The organism is Nocardiopsis sp. NPDC006139 (assembly GCF_040614155.1).
Classification (GTDB): Bacteria; Actinomycetota; Actinomycetes; order Streptosporangiales; family Streptosporangiaceae; genus Nocardiopsis; species Nocardiopsis changdeensis.
This window is the reverse complement of the sequence record NZ_JBEXTT010000010.1, coordinates 243,828-260,246: the sequence shown is the minus strand read 5'-3', so window position 1 is coordinate 260,246 and position 16,419 is coordinate 243,828. Positions and strand designations below refer to the sequence as shown.

15 protein-coding genes are annotated in these 16,419 nt (G+C 71.0%); 11 read left to right on the top strand and 4 right to left on the bottom strand.

Annotation, left to right across the window (positions count from 1 at the left end):
• Window positions 1-96: 96 nt before the first annotated feature.
• Window positions 97-1,050 carry a cation diffusion facilitator family transporter gene (locus ABZ249_RS16215; RefSeq protein ID WP_355262935.1) on the bottom strand — a complete coding sequence of 318 codons (954 nt, stop codon included), beginning with the start codon at window positions 1,048-1,050 and terminating at the stop codon, window positions 97-99.
• 153 nt (window positions 1,051-1,203) lie between these two features.
• On the opposite strand from ABZ249_RS16215, the gene lysX reads away from it, so the two are divergent.
• The 7 genes from lysX to ABZ249_RS16180 all read left to right on the top strand — a co-directional run bounded on the left by lysX (window position 1,204) and on the right by ABZ249_RS16180 (window position 9,918).
• A complete protein-coding gene (gene lysX, locus ABZ249_RS16210) occupies window positions 1,204-2,712 on the top strand; it encodes a bifunctional lysylphosphatidylglycerol synthetase/lysine--tRNA ligase LysX (protein WP_355262932.1) in 1,509 nt (502 codons plus the stop codon).
• A 674-nt stretch (window positions 2,713-3,386) separates the two neighbouring features.
• On the top strand, window positions 3,387-3,707 hold the full coding sequence (locus tag ABZ249_RS16205) for a LuxR C-terminal-related transcriptional regulator (RefSeq protein ID WP_220563494.1): 321 nt from the start codon (window positions 3,387-3,389) through the stop codon (window positions 3,705-3,707).
• 143 nt (window positions 3,708-3,850) lie between these two features.
• Window positions 3,851-4,444, top strand: coding sequence for an amino-acid N-acetyltransferase (locus ABZ249_RS16200; protein ID WP_355262929.1), 594 nt, complete (start codon window positions 3,851-3,853; stop codon window positions 4,442-4,444).
• A gap of 456 nt (window positions 4,445-4,900) precedes the next feature.
• Window positions 4,901-5,182: a hypothetical protein gene (locus ABZ249_RS16195; RefSeq protein WP_355262926.1), complete on the top strand. Its 282-nt coding sequence runs from the start codon at window positions 4,901-4,903 to the stop codon at window positions 5,180-5,182.
• A gap of 228 nt (window positions 5,183-5,410) precedes the next feature.
• Window positions 5,411-5,752, top strand: coding sequence for an Lsr2 family protein (locus ABZ249_RS16190; protein WP_220563491.1), 342 nt, complete (start codon window positions 5,411-5,413; stop codon window positions 5,750-5,752).
• 731 nt (window positions 5,753-6,483) lie between these two features.
• Window positions 6,484-8,994, top strand: a complete 2,511-nt coding sequence (locus tag ABZ249_RS16185; RefSeq protein WP_220563490.1) for an ATP-dependent Clp protease ATP-binding subunit — start codon at window positions 6,484-6,486, stop codon at window positions 8,992-8,994.
• 102 nt (window positions 8,995-9,096) lie between these two features.
• Complete coding sequence (locus ABZ249_RS16180; RefSeq protein ID WP_355262922.1) at window positions 9,097-9,918, top strand: DUF3105 domain-containing protein; 822 nt, start codon at window positions 9,097-9,099, stop codon at window positions 9,916-9,918.
• A gap of 5 nt (window positions 9,919-9,923) precedes the next feature.
• Here ABZ249_RS16180 and ABZ249_RS16175 read toward each other — a convergent pair whose 3' ends face one another.
• Window positions 9,924-10,799 (bottom strand): A/G-specific adenine glycosylase, encoded by an 876-nt coding sequence (locus ABZ249_RS16175; protein ID WP_355262919.1) that lies wholly within the window; start codon window positions 10,797-10,799, stop codon window positions 9,924-9,926.
• 64 nt (window positions 10,800-10,863) lie between these two features.
• Between ABZ249_RS16175 and ABZ249_RS16170 the strand changes: the two genes are divergently transcribed.
• Window positions 10,864-11,628: a hypothetical protein gene (locus tag ABZ249_RS16170; RefSeq protein ID WP_355262916.1), complete on the top strand. Its 765-nt coding sequence runs from the start codon at window positions 10,864-10,866 to the stop codon at window positions 11,626-11,628.
• Window positions 11,629-11,716: 88 nt separating this feature from the next.
• Window positions 11,717-12,079: an SSI family serine proteinase inhibitor gene (locus ABZ249_RS16165; RefSeq protein ID WP_355262913.1), complete on the top strand. Its 363-nt coding sequence runs from the start codon at window positions 11,717-11,719 to the stop codon at window positions 12,077-12,079.
• Window positions 12,080-12,267: 188 nt separating this feature from the next.
• Here ABZ249_RS16165 and radA read toward each other — a convergent pair whose 3' ends face one another.
• Window positions 12,268-13,617: a DNA repair protein RadA gene (radA, locus tag ABZ249_RS16160; protein ID WP_220563486.1), complete on the bottom strand. Its 1,350-nt coding sequence runs from the start codon at window positions 13,615-13,617 to the stop codon at window positions 12,268-12,270.
• A gap of 250 nt (window positions 13,618-13,867) precedes the next feature.
• Here radA and ABZ249_RS16155 point away from each other — a divergent pair, with 250 nt between their 5' ends.
• A complete protein-coding gene (locus ABZ249_RS16155) occupies window positions 13,868-14,764 on the top strand; it encodes an SGNH/GDSL hydrolase family protein (RefSeq protein WP_355262964.1) in 897 nt (298 codons plus the stop codon).
• Window positions 14,765-15,041: 277 nt separating this feature from the next.
• Window positions 15,042-15,611: a C40 family peptidase gene (locus tag ABZ249_RS16150; protein WP_355262909.1), complete on the top strand. Its 570-nt coding sequence runs from the start codon at window positions 15,042-15,044 to the stop codon at window positions 15,609-15,611.
• A 98-nt stretch (window positions 15,612-15,709) separates the two neighbouring features.
• Here ABZ249_RS16150 and ABZ249_RS16145 read toward each other — a convergent pair whose 3' ends face one another.
• A complete protein-coding gene (locus ABZ249_RS16145) occupies window positions 15,710-16,327 on the bottom strand; it encodes a methyltransferase domain-containing protein (protein ID WP_255647125.1) in 618 nt (205 codons plus the stop codon).
• Window positions 16,328-16,419: the final 92 nt, after the last annotated feature.

The window sequence follows — 16,419 nt, the reverse complement described above, 5'->3', positions numbered from 1 at the left end:
GCTGGAGATCGTGCCGCTCTACTTCGAGCTCGACGGCACCTTCCCCAACCACCCGGCCAACCCCCTGGACCCGGCCAACATCGTCGCAGGCCGGTGTCACACGCGGCCGGCGTCCTCCGCGGAGGCCCCGGCCGCCGCGGCGCGGTCCAGGTCCGGCTCGATGTAGATCATCCGGGCGATCGGCACGGCCGCGCGGATGCGCGCCTCCGCCTCGTTGATCGCCCGCGCGATCCGCGCGGCGTCGTCCCGGGCGTCCACCGCGACCTTGGCCGCCACCAGCAGCTCCTCCGGGCCGACATGCTGCGTCTTCATGTGGATGAGGCGGTCGACGTCCTCCACGGAGACGATCGCCCTCTCGATCTCGCGCACGTGCTCGTCGGTGGCGGACTCGCCGATGAGCAGGCTCTTCATCTCGACGGCCAGCACGATGGCGATCGCCACCAGCAGGATGCCGATGGCCGCGGTGCCCAGGCCGTCCCAGACGCCGTTGCCGGTGACCAGGGTCAGACTCACGCCGATCAGCGCGAACACCAGGCCGAGCAGGGCGCCGGCGTCCTCCAGGAGGATGACCGGCAGCTCCGGCGACTTGGCCCGGCGCACGAACTGCACCCAGGTCGCCTTGCCGCGCACCGCGTTCGACTCCTTGATGGCCGTGCGCATGGCGAAGGACTCCAGGATGAGCGCCACCACCAGCACGACGATCGGCACCCACTGCCACTGGGTGATCGGCTCGGGGTGGGAGATCTTGTGCCAGGCCTCGTAGAGCGCGTACAGGCCGCCCACGCTGAACAGGACGATCGCCACGATGAAGGAGTAGATGTAGCGCTCGCGCCCGTAGCCGAACGGGTGCTCCTTGGTGGCGGCGCGCCGGGAGCGCTTGCCGCCCAGGAGCAGCAGCCCCTGGTTGCTGGAGTCCGCGACCGAGTGGATGGACTCGGCGAGCATCGCCGCCGACCCGGTCAGGAGGTAGGCGCCGAACTTCGTCGCGGCGATCCCCATGTTCGCCACGAGGGCCGTGACGACGGCCTTCGTGCTTCCTTCAACGGCCACGGATATCTTCCATCTCTCGAGAAGTGCCTGCCGGTCGGCTGGTCACGGCAGTGTGATCGTAGTGACCGAAGGGACTGATTTCATCCCTGTGGCCGCTTCCGGCACCCCGCGGGGAGGCCGGTCCAGACCTTCCGCGCCGGTAGGATCGCCTCTGTGAACCACACGCACGACGACACCTACGACGACCTGCCCGAACAGATGAGAGTTCGGCGCCAGAAACTGGACCGCCTGCGCGCGGAGGGGATCGACCCCTTCCCCGTGCTCTTCGAGCGCTCCACGTCGATCGGCGCCGTGCGTGACAAACACGCCGACCTGCCGCCGGACACCCGCACCGGGGTGGACGTCGCCATCGCGGGCCGCGTGATGCTGTACCGCACCGGCGGCAAGCTGTGCTTCGCCACCCTGCGCGACGAGACCGGCGACCTCCAGATCATGCTGTCGCTGGACCAGGTCGGCCAGGAGCGCCTGGACGCCTGGAAGGCCGACGTCGACCTGGGCGACCACGTGGGCGTGGAGGGCGAGGTCATCACCTCCCGCCGCGGCGAGCTGTCGATCATGGTGCGCAGGTGGACGCTCACGGCCAAGTGCCTGCGCCCGCTCCCGGAGAAGCACAAGGGCCTCACCGACCCCGAGGCCCGGGTCCGGCAGCGCTACGTCGACCTCATCGTCAACCCCGAGTCCCGCGAGATGGTGCGCCGCCGCTCGGCCGCCATCCGCGCGATCCGGGACGGGCTCACCGCGCGCGACTACATCGAGGTCGAGACCCCGATGCTGATGCGGGTGCACGGCGGTGCCACGGCGCGGCCCTTCACCACTCACATCAACGCCTACGACCTCGACCTCTACCTGCGGATCGCTCCGGAGCTGTCGCTGAAGCGGCTGGTCGTGGGCGGCCTCGAGAAGGTCTTCGAGATCAACCGGAACTTCCGGAACGAGGGCGCGGACTCCACGCACAACCCCGAGTTCACGATGCTGGAGTTCTACCAGGCGTACGCCGACTACAACGTCATGGCGGACGTCACCCGCTCCCTGATCCAGGACGCGGCCCGCGCCGCGTTCGGCACCACGGTGGTCGAGCGCGACGGGGTGGAGTACGACCTGGGCGGGGAGTGGCCGCAGGTCACCCTGTACGGAGCGGTCTCCGAGGCGCTGGGCGCCGAGGTCGACCCGCGCACCCCGGTCGAGGAGGTCCGCCGCCTGGCCGAGGCCAGGGGCGTGGAGTACGACCCGGCCTGGGGCCAGGGCAAGCTGGTCGAGCACGTCTTCGAGGAGCTGGTGGAGCACACGCTCGTCCAGCCCACGTTCGTGCGCGACTTCCCGCTGGAGACGAGCCCGCTCACCCGCCAGCACCGCGAGGACCCGCTGCTCACCGAGAAGTGGGACCTCATCGGCTTCGGCATGGAGCTGGGCACGGGCTACTCGGAGCTGGTCGACCCGGTCGAGCAGCGCCGCCGCCTCACCGAGCAGTCGCTGATGGCCGCCGACGGCGACCCGGAGGCGATGCAGCTCGACGAGGACTTCCTGCGGGCCCTGGAGTACGGCATGCCGCCGACCGGCGGTGTGGGTGTGGGCATTGACCGGCTCCTGATGGCCTTCACCGGCAAGAACATTCGGGAAACTGTCCTTTTCCCGATCGTGAAGCCCGAGGGGAACGACGCCTGATTTCTTTGGCGTCCCATTTGCCGGGTCCTTATCCCGGTAGGCGGATGTCCGAAAGCGGGGGCGGTGGCGCGGTGTCCAGGCACCGCGCCACCGCCCCCGCCGCCGTTCCCGGCGCAGGTCGCGAACCCGGGTGCCGGAGGCGGACGGCGGGGCCCCGGCGGCGGGCCCGCGGAGGGCGCCGACACGGCGAAGATTTTCCCCTGTCGGGGGCCGTCGCCCGGGCCTGTACGGACGGTGACCGTTTCCGCAGGTCAGTGCGGAAAAAGAATTTCCCTTTCCGTGACGGTGCGACGTATTGCCCCGGTCTTGTCACTCAGGGTGATTTATCTGGCCTTGACGGTATCTGCTCCTCCGCCTAGCGTGCTGAGAGCGGGCCGAGTCCCGCGTGTTCGCCGAAGTGGATCGAGTAACGCGGAGTGCGTCAGGAGCGCCGGAAGCCCCGGTCCCCCCTCGCGCGCTCGCAAACACCCACCGGTGCGGTCTGTCCGTCCCAGGCCGCAACGCTCCAAGGGTCGTGCGACCCGTGCCCGAACGACTCCCCCGTCCCTGTGCCAGAGGGTCGGCCGTGAGGAGTTCGCACCACGGGGCCGTGCGTCGGAACCCCTCCCGACGCACTCGCATCTCACCAGGTGACGAGTCGATGTTCCGCACTCACATGGATGAGGGAGGACGGAGTGGAACAGGCCACACTCGTACGACGTACCGTTGAGGACCAGGGCGTGCCGCAGGCACGGGAGCACCGTGAGAACGTGGTCCCCCTGCAGAGCCGCCCGCGCGAAGTCGGCGTCGGTCCGTACGCGCCGGTCGAACTGAGTCACGAAGAGATCGAGCTCCTCGCCGAGATCGCGACCGGTGTCACCACCGAGGTCGCCGCCCGGCACCTGGAGCTCAGCGCCCGTACGCTGCGCCGGCGCATTCGCAACATCTGCGACGTGCTCGGGGTCAACACCCCGATCGAGGCGGTCGTCTGGGCCGCCCGGCGCCAGCTGATCTGACGGACGAACGCACCCCTCCTCCCCGGCGCGGCCGGGGACCGACCACGGGCATGCCGGCCCGATGTCCTCGGGGGCCCGCGTTCACCGGCCGCGAGCGAGCCGGTGATCCGCGCGGGACCCCAGGGGCATAGTCTGGACCGGTTATGCCCGTTCGTCATGTACAGGTGCGGCGCGCCCGCACCGGCGATGTCGCGCACATCCGCCGCCTCGTCGACACCTACACCGCTGATCGGCGAGTGCTCTCCAAGAGCACGGTCAACCTCTACGAGGACGTCCAGGAGTTCTGGGTCGCCGAGGCCGAGATCGCCCCCGACGACGCCGGGGGAGGGTCCCCGTCCGGGGCCGGGCCCGGGGAGGCGGAGTTCCGGGTGGTGGGCTGCGGCGCCCTGCACGTCCTCTGGGAGGACCTGGCAGAGGTGCGCACCGTCGCGGTGGACCCGTCCCTGCGCGGTTTCGGCATCGGCCACCGGATCGTCTCCGCCCTTTTGGACACCGCGCGCGCGTTGGGCGTGCGCCGTGTGTTCTGCCTGACGTTCGAGACCGCTTTCTTCGCGCGCCACGGCTTCGCCCCGATCCAGGGGACCCCGGTCTCCTCCCGGGTGTACGAGGAACTCCTGCGCTCCTATGACGAAGGTGTCGCCGAATTCCTCGATCTGGAGCGCGTCAAACCCAACACCCTCGGGAACACCCGGATGCTGGTCCACCTCGGCCCCGGAGTCGAGAACACCGGTGGCTAAAGGTTTTCGTACTCTCTTGGGACCGCGTTCCGGCAATGCCGGAGGCAAACGGACCACGGTCCCGAACCGGCTACCGACCCTCGAACCCGCGATTGGGCACACCGGGTGGTATGGAAGTGGAAGGGGGAAGGTAATGTGTACCTGCGCCCGGTCCGCCGCCGGAAGCGAGTTCGGCGGAGTCCGGTGACGAAGGGTCGTGATTTCTCCGCTTCCGGTGACCCGCCCGGCCTCTTCGGCCCCCGGTGCGCCGGCGCACCGAAGCGCACTCCGCATTGACGCCCTCCGGTTTGCCGTACCGGGGCCCGGTACCGCCCCGGTCAAAGCAGGGGATACGGTGTCTATGATGTCCGGTATGCGATTGCCCGCCCCGTCGGGCGCCATCCCCCCAGGAGTGTCCCGACACTGAGTCGGGTATTTGCTGCAATAAGTAACAACCAGGAAGGGTGGACCGGTTCGATGGGTGACTTTTTGTCGTCGGTGCTTCCCCCCGGACTGCTCGACGTATTGTCGGCGCTCATCCCTCCGGTGGTCGTCGCCTTCGTGTTCTGCTACTTCATCCTGAAGGTGCTGCGCCGCGAGATGGCGCCGCGCAGGATGGACGGAAGCCTGGTCGGCAAGGGTGCGCCCGTGGCCTCCGGGGCCGTCGGCGAGAACACCCGGGCGGCCGGGGAGACCGGCGCGGCGAACGGGACGGCGAATGTCCGGAGCGCGGAAGGCGAAGAATCCGGCGACCGTTGATACGGTCCTTGACCGATCACATCCCCCGACCGGCCGCCACGGGCCGGTTCCGACGGTGTTTCGTGATGAACACGCGTCCCGCCGCCCACTCCCCGGCCGATCCCTCCCATGGCCGGACGGCGGTGCCGCCGGGTGATTTCCGGCACGTCGCCAATTGTGTTCCCGCGGGCTGCGGGATAGCTTTATATTCAGGTGCGGAGACACCGCTCTTCTGAAAGGTTTGATTCCATGGCACAGAAGGTCCAGGTTTTCCTGGTCGACGACCTCGACGGTGGCGAGGCCGAGGAGACGGTCACGTTCGGTCTGGACGGCTCCGTGTACGAAATCGACCTCAGTGCGAGTAATGCCGCCAAGCTGCGTGAGGCCCTTACTCCGTTCGTCGAGGCGTCTCGCAAGGCTTCGCCGAAGGCGGGCCGCTCGACCGGTCGCCGTGCCGCCAGCCGGAATGCCCCCAGCCGTGAGCGCAGCGCGGAGATTCGCGCCTGGGCGAAGGCCGCGGGCAAGCCCGTCAATGAGCGCGGGCGTATCCCCGCCGCGATCGTCGCCGAATACGAGGCCATCAAGGGCTAGTCCGCCCGACCCCGGGTACGCCGAAATGTTGTCGGTTCTTGATCGGATTCCGACCGGCGCCGCCCGGAGAGGGCCGAGGTCCTCAGAACCCGCCCGACGCGGCCGCGGCCGCGGTGACACGTGGATCCCCGCTGCTGCGGGGATCCGGGCGGAGGGGACGCCGGTCCGCGGGGCGAACGCCCCGGCGCGGCACGCCCGCGCCGCTCGATCGGCGCCGACGCGTCACGGCCCGCCGCCCACGGGGGCGAGCCGGAGGACGGGACGGCGGTGGGTCCGGATCACCCGCAGGACCACTTCGGACCGATCCCGGTGCCTCTGCAGAGACCACCGGACCGGGATCGCCGATCGCTTTCCCGCAATTTCGCTTCCGGCTGAACAACACGGAGCCTGTTCGCTGAGAGCCGATTATTACGGCCAGTACAAGCAACGACCCGGTCACTCCCGGCATCACGGGAGTACCGGGTCGTTCGCCTTCGGCGTACAGGGAAATCTGACGCCGCAATCGGTAGTTGGATGTTGGGTGAACGCCCTATCGTCGGGGAAAGTCTCTGGCACGGACGGCTTCGGCCGGATCGTGGCGGAGATGTCCGTCCGCTCGGCAGCCGGTCGAACGGTTCGGACGGGTGCGACAGTGCTCCCCGGGGCGGTTATCCCTGTGGGGCCGATATGCGGAAGAGTCGGGTCGGTGGGAACCGACCCTGCCTGACCGCTCTGTAGAGGAGCGACGAGACATGTTCGAGAGGTTTACCGACCGCGCGAGGCGAGTGGTTGTTCTGGCCCAGGAAGAGGCCAGGATGCTCAACCACAACTACATCGGTACGGAGCACATCCTGCTCGGCCTCATCCACGAGGGTGAGGGCGTCGCCGCCAAGGCTCTGGAAAGTCTCGGTATCAGCCTCGAAGCGGTTCGGCAGCAGGTCGAGGAGATCATCGGCCAGGGCCAGCAGGCGCCGTCGGGGCACATCCCCTTCACGCCGCGGGCCAAGAAGGTCCTGGAGCTGTCCCTGCGGGAGGCGCTCCAGCTCGGCCACAACTACATCGGGACCGAGCACATCCTGCTCGGCCTCATCCGTGAGGGCGAGGGCGTCGCCGCCCAGGTCCTCGTCAAGCTCGGCGCCGACCTCAACCGGGTCCGCCAGCAGGTCATCCAGCTGCTCCACGGCTACCAGGGCAAGGAGCCGCAGGCGACCACGGGCTCCTCGGAGTCCACCCCCTCCACCTCCCTGGTGCTCGACCAGTTCGGCCGCAACCTGACCCAGGCCGCCCGGGAGAGCAAGCTCGACCCGGTCATCGGGCGGGACAAGGAGATCGAGCGGGTCATGCAGGTCCTGTCCCGCAGGACCAAGAACAACCCGGTCCTCATCGGCGAGCCCGGCGTCGGCAAGACGGCGGTCGTCGAGGGCCTGGCCCAGAAGATCGTCAAGGGGGAGATCCCCGAGACGCTCAAGGACAAGCAGCTCTACACGCTGGACCTGGGCGCGCTGGTCGCGGGCAGCCGCTACCGGGGCGACTTCGAGGAGCGCCTCAAGAAGGTGCTCAAGGAGATCCGCACCCGCGGCGACATCATCCTGTTCATCGACGAGCTGCACACGCTGGTCGGCGCGGGCGCGGCGGAGGGCGCCATAGACGCCGCCTCCATCCTCAAGCCCATGCTGGCCCGCGGCGAGCTGCAGACCATCGGCGCGACCACGCTGGACGAGTACCGCAAGTACCTGGAGAAGGACGCCGCGCTGGAGCGCCGCTTCCAGCCCATCCAGGTGGACGAGCCGACCATCACGCACGCCATCGAGATCCTCAAGGGCCTGCGCGACCGGTACGAGGCCCACCACCGGGTCTCCATCACCGACAGCGCCCTGGTGGCCGCGGCCAACCTCGCCGACCGCTACATCAGCGACCGGTTCCTGCCGGACAAGGCGATCGACCTCATCGACGAGGCCGGCTCGCGCATGCGCATCCGCCGCATGACCGCGCCGCCGGACCTGCGCGAGTTCGACGAGAAGATCGCCGGCGTCCGCCGGGACAAGGAGTCCGCGATCGACGCGCAGGACTTCGAGAAGGCCGCCTCGCTGCGCGACGACGAGAAGCAGCTGCTGGCCAAGAAGGCGCAGCGGGAGAAGGAGTGGAAGGCCGGCGACATGGACGTCGTGGCCGAGGTCGACGAGGAGCTCATCGCCGAGGTCCTGGCCGCCTCCACCGGCATCCCGGTCTTCAAGCTCACCGAGGAGGAGAGCTCCCGGCTGCTGCGCATGGAGGACGAGCTGCACCGCCGCGTCATCGGCCAGGAGGACGCCATCAAGGCGCTCTCCCAGGCGATCCGGCGCACGCGTGCGGGTCTGAAGGACCCCAAGCGCCCCGGCGGTTCGTTCATCTTCGCCGGCCCGTCCGGTGTCGGTAAGACCGAGCTGTCCAAGACCCTGGCCGAGTTCCTGTTCGGGGACGAGGACGCGCTGATCCAGCTGGACATGTCCGAGTTCATGGAGAAGCACACGGTCTCGCGGCTGTTCGGCTCCCCGCCCGGGTACGTCGGCTACGAGGAGGGCGGCCAGCTCACCGAGAAGGTGCGCCGCAAGCCGTTCTCCGTGGTCCTGTTCGACGAGATCGAGAAGGCCCACAACGACATCTTCAACTCGCTCCTCCAGGTGCTGGAGGAGGGCCGTCTCACCGACGCCCAGGGTCGCAACGTCGACTTCAAGAACACGGTCATCATCATGACGACCAACCTGGGCACCCGGGACATCTCCAAGGGCGTGGCCATGGGCTTCGCCAAGGAGGACGACGCCCAGACCAACTACGAGCGGATGAAGGCCAAGGTCGGCGAGGAGCTCAAGCAGAACTTCCGGCCGGAGTTCCTCAACCGTGTGGACGACATCATCGTCTTCCACCAGCTGACCGAGAGCGAGATCTTCCAGATCGTGGATCTGATGATCTCCAGCCTCGACAACCGCCTCAAGGAGCGGGACATGGGCATCGAGCTCCGTCCCGCGGCCAAGAAGCTGCTGTCGGAGCGGGGCTTCGACCCGGTCCTGGGCGCCCGGCCGCTGCGCCGGACGATCCAGCGGGAGATCGAGGACCAGCTCTCGGAGAAGATCCTGTTCGGCGACCTCAAGGCGGGCCAGATCGTCGTGATCGACGCCGAGGGGGAGGGCACCGACGCCAAGCTCACCTTCAAGGGTGTGCCCAAGCCGGCCGCCGTCCCGGACACCCCCGAGGTCGAGGAGTCGGCCGCGGGCAAGGCCGAGTAACGGACCCGGCACAACGCACTCCGTCAGCGGGGGCGCCCTCGGGCGCCCCCGCCGTCGTTCCCGGGCCCGGGGCCGGCGCGGGGGACCGGTTAGGGTGCGAGGGTGACTCAGCCGCATGATCCCCACCACGACCCCCGACAGCAGGGCCCGCAGCAGCCGCCCCCGCAGCAGCCCCACCAGGGACACGGCCCGCCGCAGGCGGGCCCGCCCCCCGGGTACGGGCCGCAGCCGGGCTACGGGCCGCCGCAACCGCCGCAGCCGGGATACGGCCCGCAGCCCGGCCACGCGGGCGGGCCTCCCGGCGGGTACCCGCCGCCGCCGAAGAAGTCCTCGGCCGGGCTCGTCATCGGCATCGTCGCCGGCGCCCTGGTCCTGGTGCTGCTCGTCGCGGGCGGCGGACTGTGGTTCTACGTCTCGTCCCGGGGCGGGTCCGGCGGTGAGGTGACCACCTTCGAGAACCTGTCGGCCGACCACGTCGAGCCCGGCGAGACCGTCTCCTACGACATGTTCCCGCCGGCGGGCGGCCCCCACTACCCGACCTGGCAGAACTGCGGCGTGTACACCGAGCCGCTGCGCGCGGAGCTGGCCGTGCACTCGCTGGAGCACGGCGCGGTGTGGATCACCTACGACCCCTCCATGGCCCCGGACGACGTCGCGGTCCTGGAGTCGCTGTACACCTCCGGCGACTACCTGGTGATCAGCCCGATGGAGGGCCTGCCGTCCCCGGTGGTGGCCTCCGCCTGGGGCTCGCAGCTCACCCTGGACGACCCCGCCGACCCGGCGCTCACCGACTACCTGCGCGAGTACGTCCAGGGACCGGCCACCCCCGAGCCCGGCGCCCCGTGCAGCGGCGGGATCTCCGAGAGCGAGGCCGAGGTCGAGCTGCTCATCGAGGACGGGACCATCGCCACGATGGGCGCCTGAGGGACTCAGGAGGGCAGCGCGTAGCGGCCGTCCTCCAGCGGGTCCACGAGGCCGTCGACGACCAGGGCGTCCAGGGCGCGCTCGCGCTGGACGCGGTCGTCCCAGACGGCGTCCAGCGCCTCCTTGGGCACCGGCACGGCCGAGTCGCGCAGCACCGCCAGGAGGCGGCCGCGGACCTGGCGGTCGGTGCCCGCGTAGGTCTGGCCGCGCCGGGGCGGTCCGCTGTGCGCGGGCCGCCCCGCCGCCGTCCAGGCGCACTGGTTCGCGATGGGGCAGTCGACGCACTTGGGCGAACGGGCGGTGCACACCAGGGCGCCGAGCTCCATCACGGCCACGCCCCAGCGGGCGGCCACGGACGGCTCGGGCGGCAGCAGCGACTCGGCGAGGGTCACCTCGCTCTTGGTCTGGGTTTTCGGCGGGTACTCGATGCCTGTTTCGGCCCGGGCCAGGACCCGGCGCACGTTGGTGTCCAGAATGGCGTGCCGCTGGCCGAAAGCGAAGCTCGCCACGGCCGCCGCCGTGTACGCGCCGATGCCCGGCAGCGCCAGCAGGGTGGCGTGGTCGTCGGGCACCACCCCGTCGTGCTCCTCGGTGATGACCGTCGCGCAGGCGTGCAGGCGCAGCGCCCGGCGCGGGTAGCCGAGCCGGTCCCACATGCGGACCGCCTCACCCGGTGAGTCTTTCGCCAGGTCGGCGGGGGTGGGCCAGCGCTCCATCCAGGCCCGCCAGGCGGGCAGGACCCGCACGACCGGGGTCTGCTGGAGCATGATCTCGCTGACCAGGATCGACCAGGGGGAGGCCCCCGGCTCCCGCCAGGGGAGATCGCGGGCGTTGGCCTCGTACCAGGCCAGAACGGCGGTGCTGTAAGGGTTATCGCTCATCTTTAAACCGGGGATCGGCGGGTTGAGTAGGTGGCGCGCCCGCAAAACCGCAATACTACGGGCCATGGCGTCAAGTACCGGACATCCCGTCAGTCCCGAGACCTACTGGAAGCGGCGCGCCCTCGTGCTGGCCGGGGTCATGTTGGTGCTCACCCTCATCGTCTTCGCGTGCCGCCCGGGCGGCGGGGACGAGGGGGAGACGACCCGGTCCGAAGCGGGTATGGGCGATGACGCCTCCCCCAGTGTCGCACCGGAGGACCCCTCCGCGTCACCGGAACCGTCGGAGGACCCCTCGGAGGCCGACGCCTCTCCGAGCGAGGACCCGTCCGCCTCCGACGACCCCTCCGACGCCGAGGAGTCCGAGGGCGAGGACGGCGGTGGCGAGGAGGGGTCCGGCGGCGCGGCGGCCGCGCCGGAGAAGCCGGAGGACCTGTGCCGTCCCCAGGACGTGGTGGTCACCTTCGACTTCGCGGAGGCCGACAAGGAGGTCTACGGGGCCGGCCAGAACCCGGCCTTCCGGGTCACCGTGGTGAACACCGCCGAGCAGACCTGCACCGTCGACGTGGGGCGCGAGGCCCTGGAACTGCGCATCCACTCCGGTGACGACCGCATCTTCTCCACCGCCGACTGCGTCGAGGGCGAGGCCCGCGAGGACCGCCAGCTGAGCCGTGGCGTGCCGCACGAGTTCACGATCACCTGGGAGCGGGTGCGCTCCTTCACCGACTGCCGCGAGGGCACGTCCCAGGCCCGGCCCGGCTGGTACCGCGCCAACCTGCACGGGGACTACGCGGGCTCGACCGACCAGGTGGTGTTCCAGCTGAAGGCCTGAGCCGGACCCGGCGAATACAAACACGGACGGCACTCATGTGGCTACTATGAGTGCCGTCCGTGTTCCTCCATCCGGGAGCCAGCCCACCGTGAAACGCCTCGCCGCCTGCGGCCTCGCCCTGTTCGCCGCCCTCGCCCTCACCCCCGGGGCGGCCTCGGCCGACCGCCATTCCGACCGGTACGTCCTCACCGTCACCGACGAGGGCACCGGCCAGCGCTCCGTCACCACCCTGCACTGCGACCCCGTCGGCGGCGCCCACCCCGAGGCGGAGGCGGCCTGCGCCGCCATCGCCGGGGCCGGGTCGATCGAGGCCGTCGCCCCCGCCGAGGGCTTCTGCACCATGGAGTACCGCCCGGTCACCGCCACCGCCCGCGGGCACGAGGAGTTCGAGCAGACCTTCGGCAACCCCTGCGTCCTGCGCACCGCCAAGGGCGCGGTCTTCGCCTTCTAGGCCGTGCTCTTGTGAACCTCTGCTGAGCGTCGGCCCGCCCGTCGAGCGGCGGAAGGTCCTCAACGGGCGGCCTGCGGCCACAGACCTTCCTGGAGGACGTCTCCTTCGGGCCTCCAGAACCCCGCCGGGCGCCTCGCGAACCCCCGGCGGCACAGGGGAAGTCTCAAGAAACAGGCTCCAGCCCCCGGTCAGCGCCGCCTGGCCACGCGCATCAGGGCCTCGCTGAGCTCCTCCACCTCGTGGACGCGGATGCCGGGGACCGGGTCGCCGAAGTGCTTGGGCACGATCGCCTCGGTGAAGCCCAGGCGCTGCGCCTCGGCCACCCGGCGGCGGGCGCCGGTGACCGTGCGCACGTCCCCGGCCAGGCCGACCTCGCCGACCACCACCAGGCCGCGCGGCAGGGCGACGTCGTTGTGCGAGCTGCCCGCGGCCATCGCCAGCGCGAGGTCGATCGCGGGCTCGGTCAGGCGCACGCCGCCCACCGTGGAGGCGTACACGTCGAGGCTGGCGAGCTTCATCCCGGTCCGCTTCTCCAGCACCGCCAGGATCATGTTCACCCGTGAGGTGTCCAGGCCCGAGGTGGCCCGGCGGGGCGCCGGCAGCGGGGTCGGCGCCACCAGCGCCTGGACCTCGGCGATGATCGGCCGCCGCCCCTCCAGGGCCACGGTGATGCAGGTGCCCGGGACCGGGTCGGTGCGCTCGGTGAGGAACAGGCCGCTGGGGTCGGCCAGCCCCACGATGCCGGTCTCGGTCAGCTCGAAGCAGCCGATCTCGTCGGTGGGGCCGTAACGGTTCTTGACCGCGCGCAGCAGGCGCAGCTGGGAGTGGCGCTCGCCCTCGAAGTGGAGCACCACGTCCACCAGGTGCTCCAGCAGGCGCGGGCCGGCGATGGAGCCGTCCTTGGTCACGTGTCCGACCAGGACCGTGGCGATCCCGCGCTCCTTGGCGAGCTGGATGAGCGCGCCGGTCACCTGCCGCACCTGGGTCACGCCGCCCGGGACGCCGGTGGTGTCGGGGGACATCATGGTCTGCACCGAGTCGACGATGAGCAGGCCCGGCGCCACCGCGTCCACGTGCGAGGCCACGGTGGCGATGGAGGTCTCCGCCGCCAGGTACAGCTTGTCCGACAGCGCCCCCAGGCGCTCGGCGCGCAGGCGGACCTGCCCGGCCGACTCCTCGCCGGTCACGTACAGGACGGGCCCGGCCTGGGCGCGCTTGGCGGCCACCTCGAGCAGCAGGGTGGACTTGCCGACACCGGGCTCGCCGGCGAGCAGGACCACGCCGCCCGGGACGGCGCCGCCGCCCAGCACCCGGTCGAGCTCGTCGATGCCGGTGGGCACGGCCTCGGCGCTCTCCACGCTGATCTCGGTGATGGGGCGCGCCCGGGAGGTCACCGCGGCGGGGGCGACCGCCATGGGCGCCGGGGCCCCGGCCTCCTCGACCGTGCCCCACGCCTGGCACTCCCCGCAGCGGCCCACCCATTTGAGGGTGGTCCAGCCGCACTCGGCGCACCGGAACATCGTCTTCGCTTTGGCCATGTCCGACACGCTAACGCCTGCCGGGGACGCTCCGTCCGCCCCGGACCTCCCCTGTGGACGGGCCGCGGCCGCGGCGCCCGCCCGGGCCGCCCGCCGGGGTCGCCGGACGCGGTGCGCCACAAGAAAGTTACCTACGGGTTAGGACACTTTCCGTGAAGGTCGTGTTACAGAATTCCTAGGGTCCGGAACCTCCGACCACCCCCCGCTCCCTGGAGAGGAGACCCGCGTGCCCCGCACCGACACGCCGTCCATGTCCCCCGAAGCCCCCTTCGCCCCCGAACCGCCCGCGAAGCCGCGACGCTCCCGAAGCGCCGCACTCGTCGCGGCCGCGGCCCTGGGCCTGTCCCTGGCGGCCGCCCCCGCGGCCGCCGAGGAGGCCGCCTTCCAGCACTACGTCGCCCTGGGCGACTCGTTCACCGCCGGCCCGCTGATCCCGCCGTACGCGCCCGGCTCCGACCCCCGCTGCCTGCGCTCCTCGGCCAACTACGCCCAGCTCACCGCCGACCGGCTGGGCGTGGCCGAGTTCACCGACGTCAGCTGCTCGGGGGCGGTCACCGCCGACTTCTCCGAGTCCCAGTTCACGGGGGTCGCCCCGCAGTACGACGCCCTCACCCCCGACACCGACCTGGTGACGGTGGGGATCGGCGGCAACGACTTCGGCTTCGTGGACGTGCTCACCACCTGCGCCAAGCGCAGCCTGGAGAACCCGCTGGGCAACCCCTGCGAGCGCCACTACGGCGACGAACTCGACCGGAGGGTGGACGACCTGCGCGACGAGATCTCCGGTGTGTACGAGGAGATCGCCGTCCGCAGCCCCGGCGCGACCGTGCTCGCGGTCGGGTACCTCCAGATCCTCCCCGAGAGCAACGGCTGCTGGCCGAGGGAGCCGATCGCCCGCGGCGACGTGGCCTACCTGGACGGGGTGCAGACCGCGCTCAACACGATGATCGCCGAGGAGGCCGCCGCCCACGGCGCGGTCTTCGTCGACGTCCTGGAGCGCGGCCACGACATCTGCTCCCCGGGCTCCGAGCGCTGGGTGGAGGGGATCATCCCGGAGAACTCCGCGGCCCCGGTGCACCCCAACGCCGAGGGCATGGCCGCCGTCGCCGACCGCGTCGCCGCCGCGCTGGGCGCCCCCGTCGCCTGACGGGCGCCGCCCGGCCCGGTTCGCCACCGTGGGTGACGGAACCCCGCCGGAGGCGGGCGGGGGAGCCGTGCCGGGTGAGGGGCGTTTGGCCATGGCCTGACCCGGTTTCGGCGCCCTCCGTCAAGGATGCTTTACCTTTTTTGGAGACCGATTAGACTACGGAGAGTGATTTCTCGTGGTGTCTGTGTGACGAATGAAATGCGCGTCGTGACCGACCCATCCGCGTCGCAGGGGCGCGGACGCCACGGCGAACCGACATTCGGCATGTGGAGGACCAGTGCGAATACCGCGACACCACGAGCAAACGCAGGCCTGTCGTCCCGCGGACCCGGGGCGGCAGGCCTCGCACTCCCGGCGGCCCCGGACCGGGGCGCGTGCGCTCTCCGCGGCCCTCCTCGCCGCCGCGCTGGCGTTCGGCGCCGCACCCGGGCTCGCGCAGGCGGCCCCCGCCGCCCCGGCGAACGGGGGCGAGCGCGTCCACCAGCTCTCCTCCGCCACCGCGGAGAGGGCGATCGAGGCCGCCGAGTCCCAGAAGGGGACCCCCTACGCCTGGGGCGGGAGCAAGCCCGGCGGCTTCGACTGCTCCGGGCTCGTCCAGTGGTCGTTCAAGCAGGCCGGGGTGAACCTGCCCCGTATCGCCCAGGACCAGGTGAACCACGGCACCCGGGTGAGCTACTCCAACGCGAGGAGGGGCGACCTCCTGTACTGGACCGACAGCGGCGGCTACGCCTACCACGTCGCCATCTACCTCGGCAACGGCCGGATGATCGACGCGCCCCGGACGGGCGACGAGGTCCGCGAGCGGGACGTCACCCGCTACAACCTCGCCGGAGCCGTGCGGCTGTGACGCCGCCCCCGCAGGCCGCGCGCAGGGCGCCGACGGCCGCGGGCACACGCTCTCCCGGGGGGTGACCCCGGCGGCCCGCACCCCTGGACCCGGTGCACTCAGTACCTCCGCCACCAGAGATTGACCGCGTAGTCCACCGCGGTCCCCGGATGCGCCGCGATGATCTCCGCGGCCAGGGCCGGAGGGAACTCGATCCCCACCACCGCCTCGAAGGCGCGGCGGTCGGTGAAGTCCCATCGCATCGTCAGGGCCTCGCGCCCGAACCCGTGGGAGGACCAGAACCGTTCTACGGCGGCCGGGTCGTACGACGGCAGCGACCGCCGGAACCAGCCGCCGAACGTGGAGCGGGTCGCGTCGTTGTCGATCACGAACGCGACCCCGCCGCGTCGCATCACCCGGTCGAGCTCGGCCAGGCCGGGCTCGCAGCCGGGGCCGAAGAAGTAGGCCCAGCGGGCGTGCGCGACCTCGACGACGGAGTCGGGGACGGGCAGCCGCTGGGCCACACCGTTCAGGACCTCGACGCCGTCCAGTCCCGCCACCCGCTTGCGGGCCCGCGCCGCCAGCGCGGGATGGGGCTCCACCCCGGTCACCCGGGCCGCGCTCCGCGCGAACCGGGGCAGGTGGAACCCGGTGCCGCACCCGATGTCCAGCACCCGGGCGCCCGCCATCGGGCGGATGCGCTCCATCGCCGCCTCGATGACCCCGTCCGGGTCCACGGCGAGGTTCTCCAGCTCGTAGACGTCGGGGTGGCGCCAGATGTTCGGGCTCGGGACGGCCTCTGCGGGGATCATGACCGAAGAGCCTACGC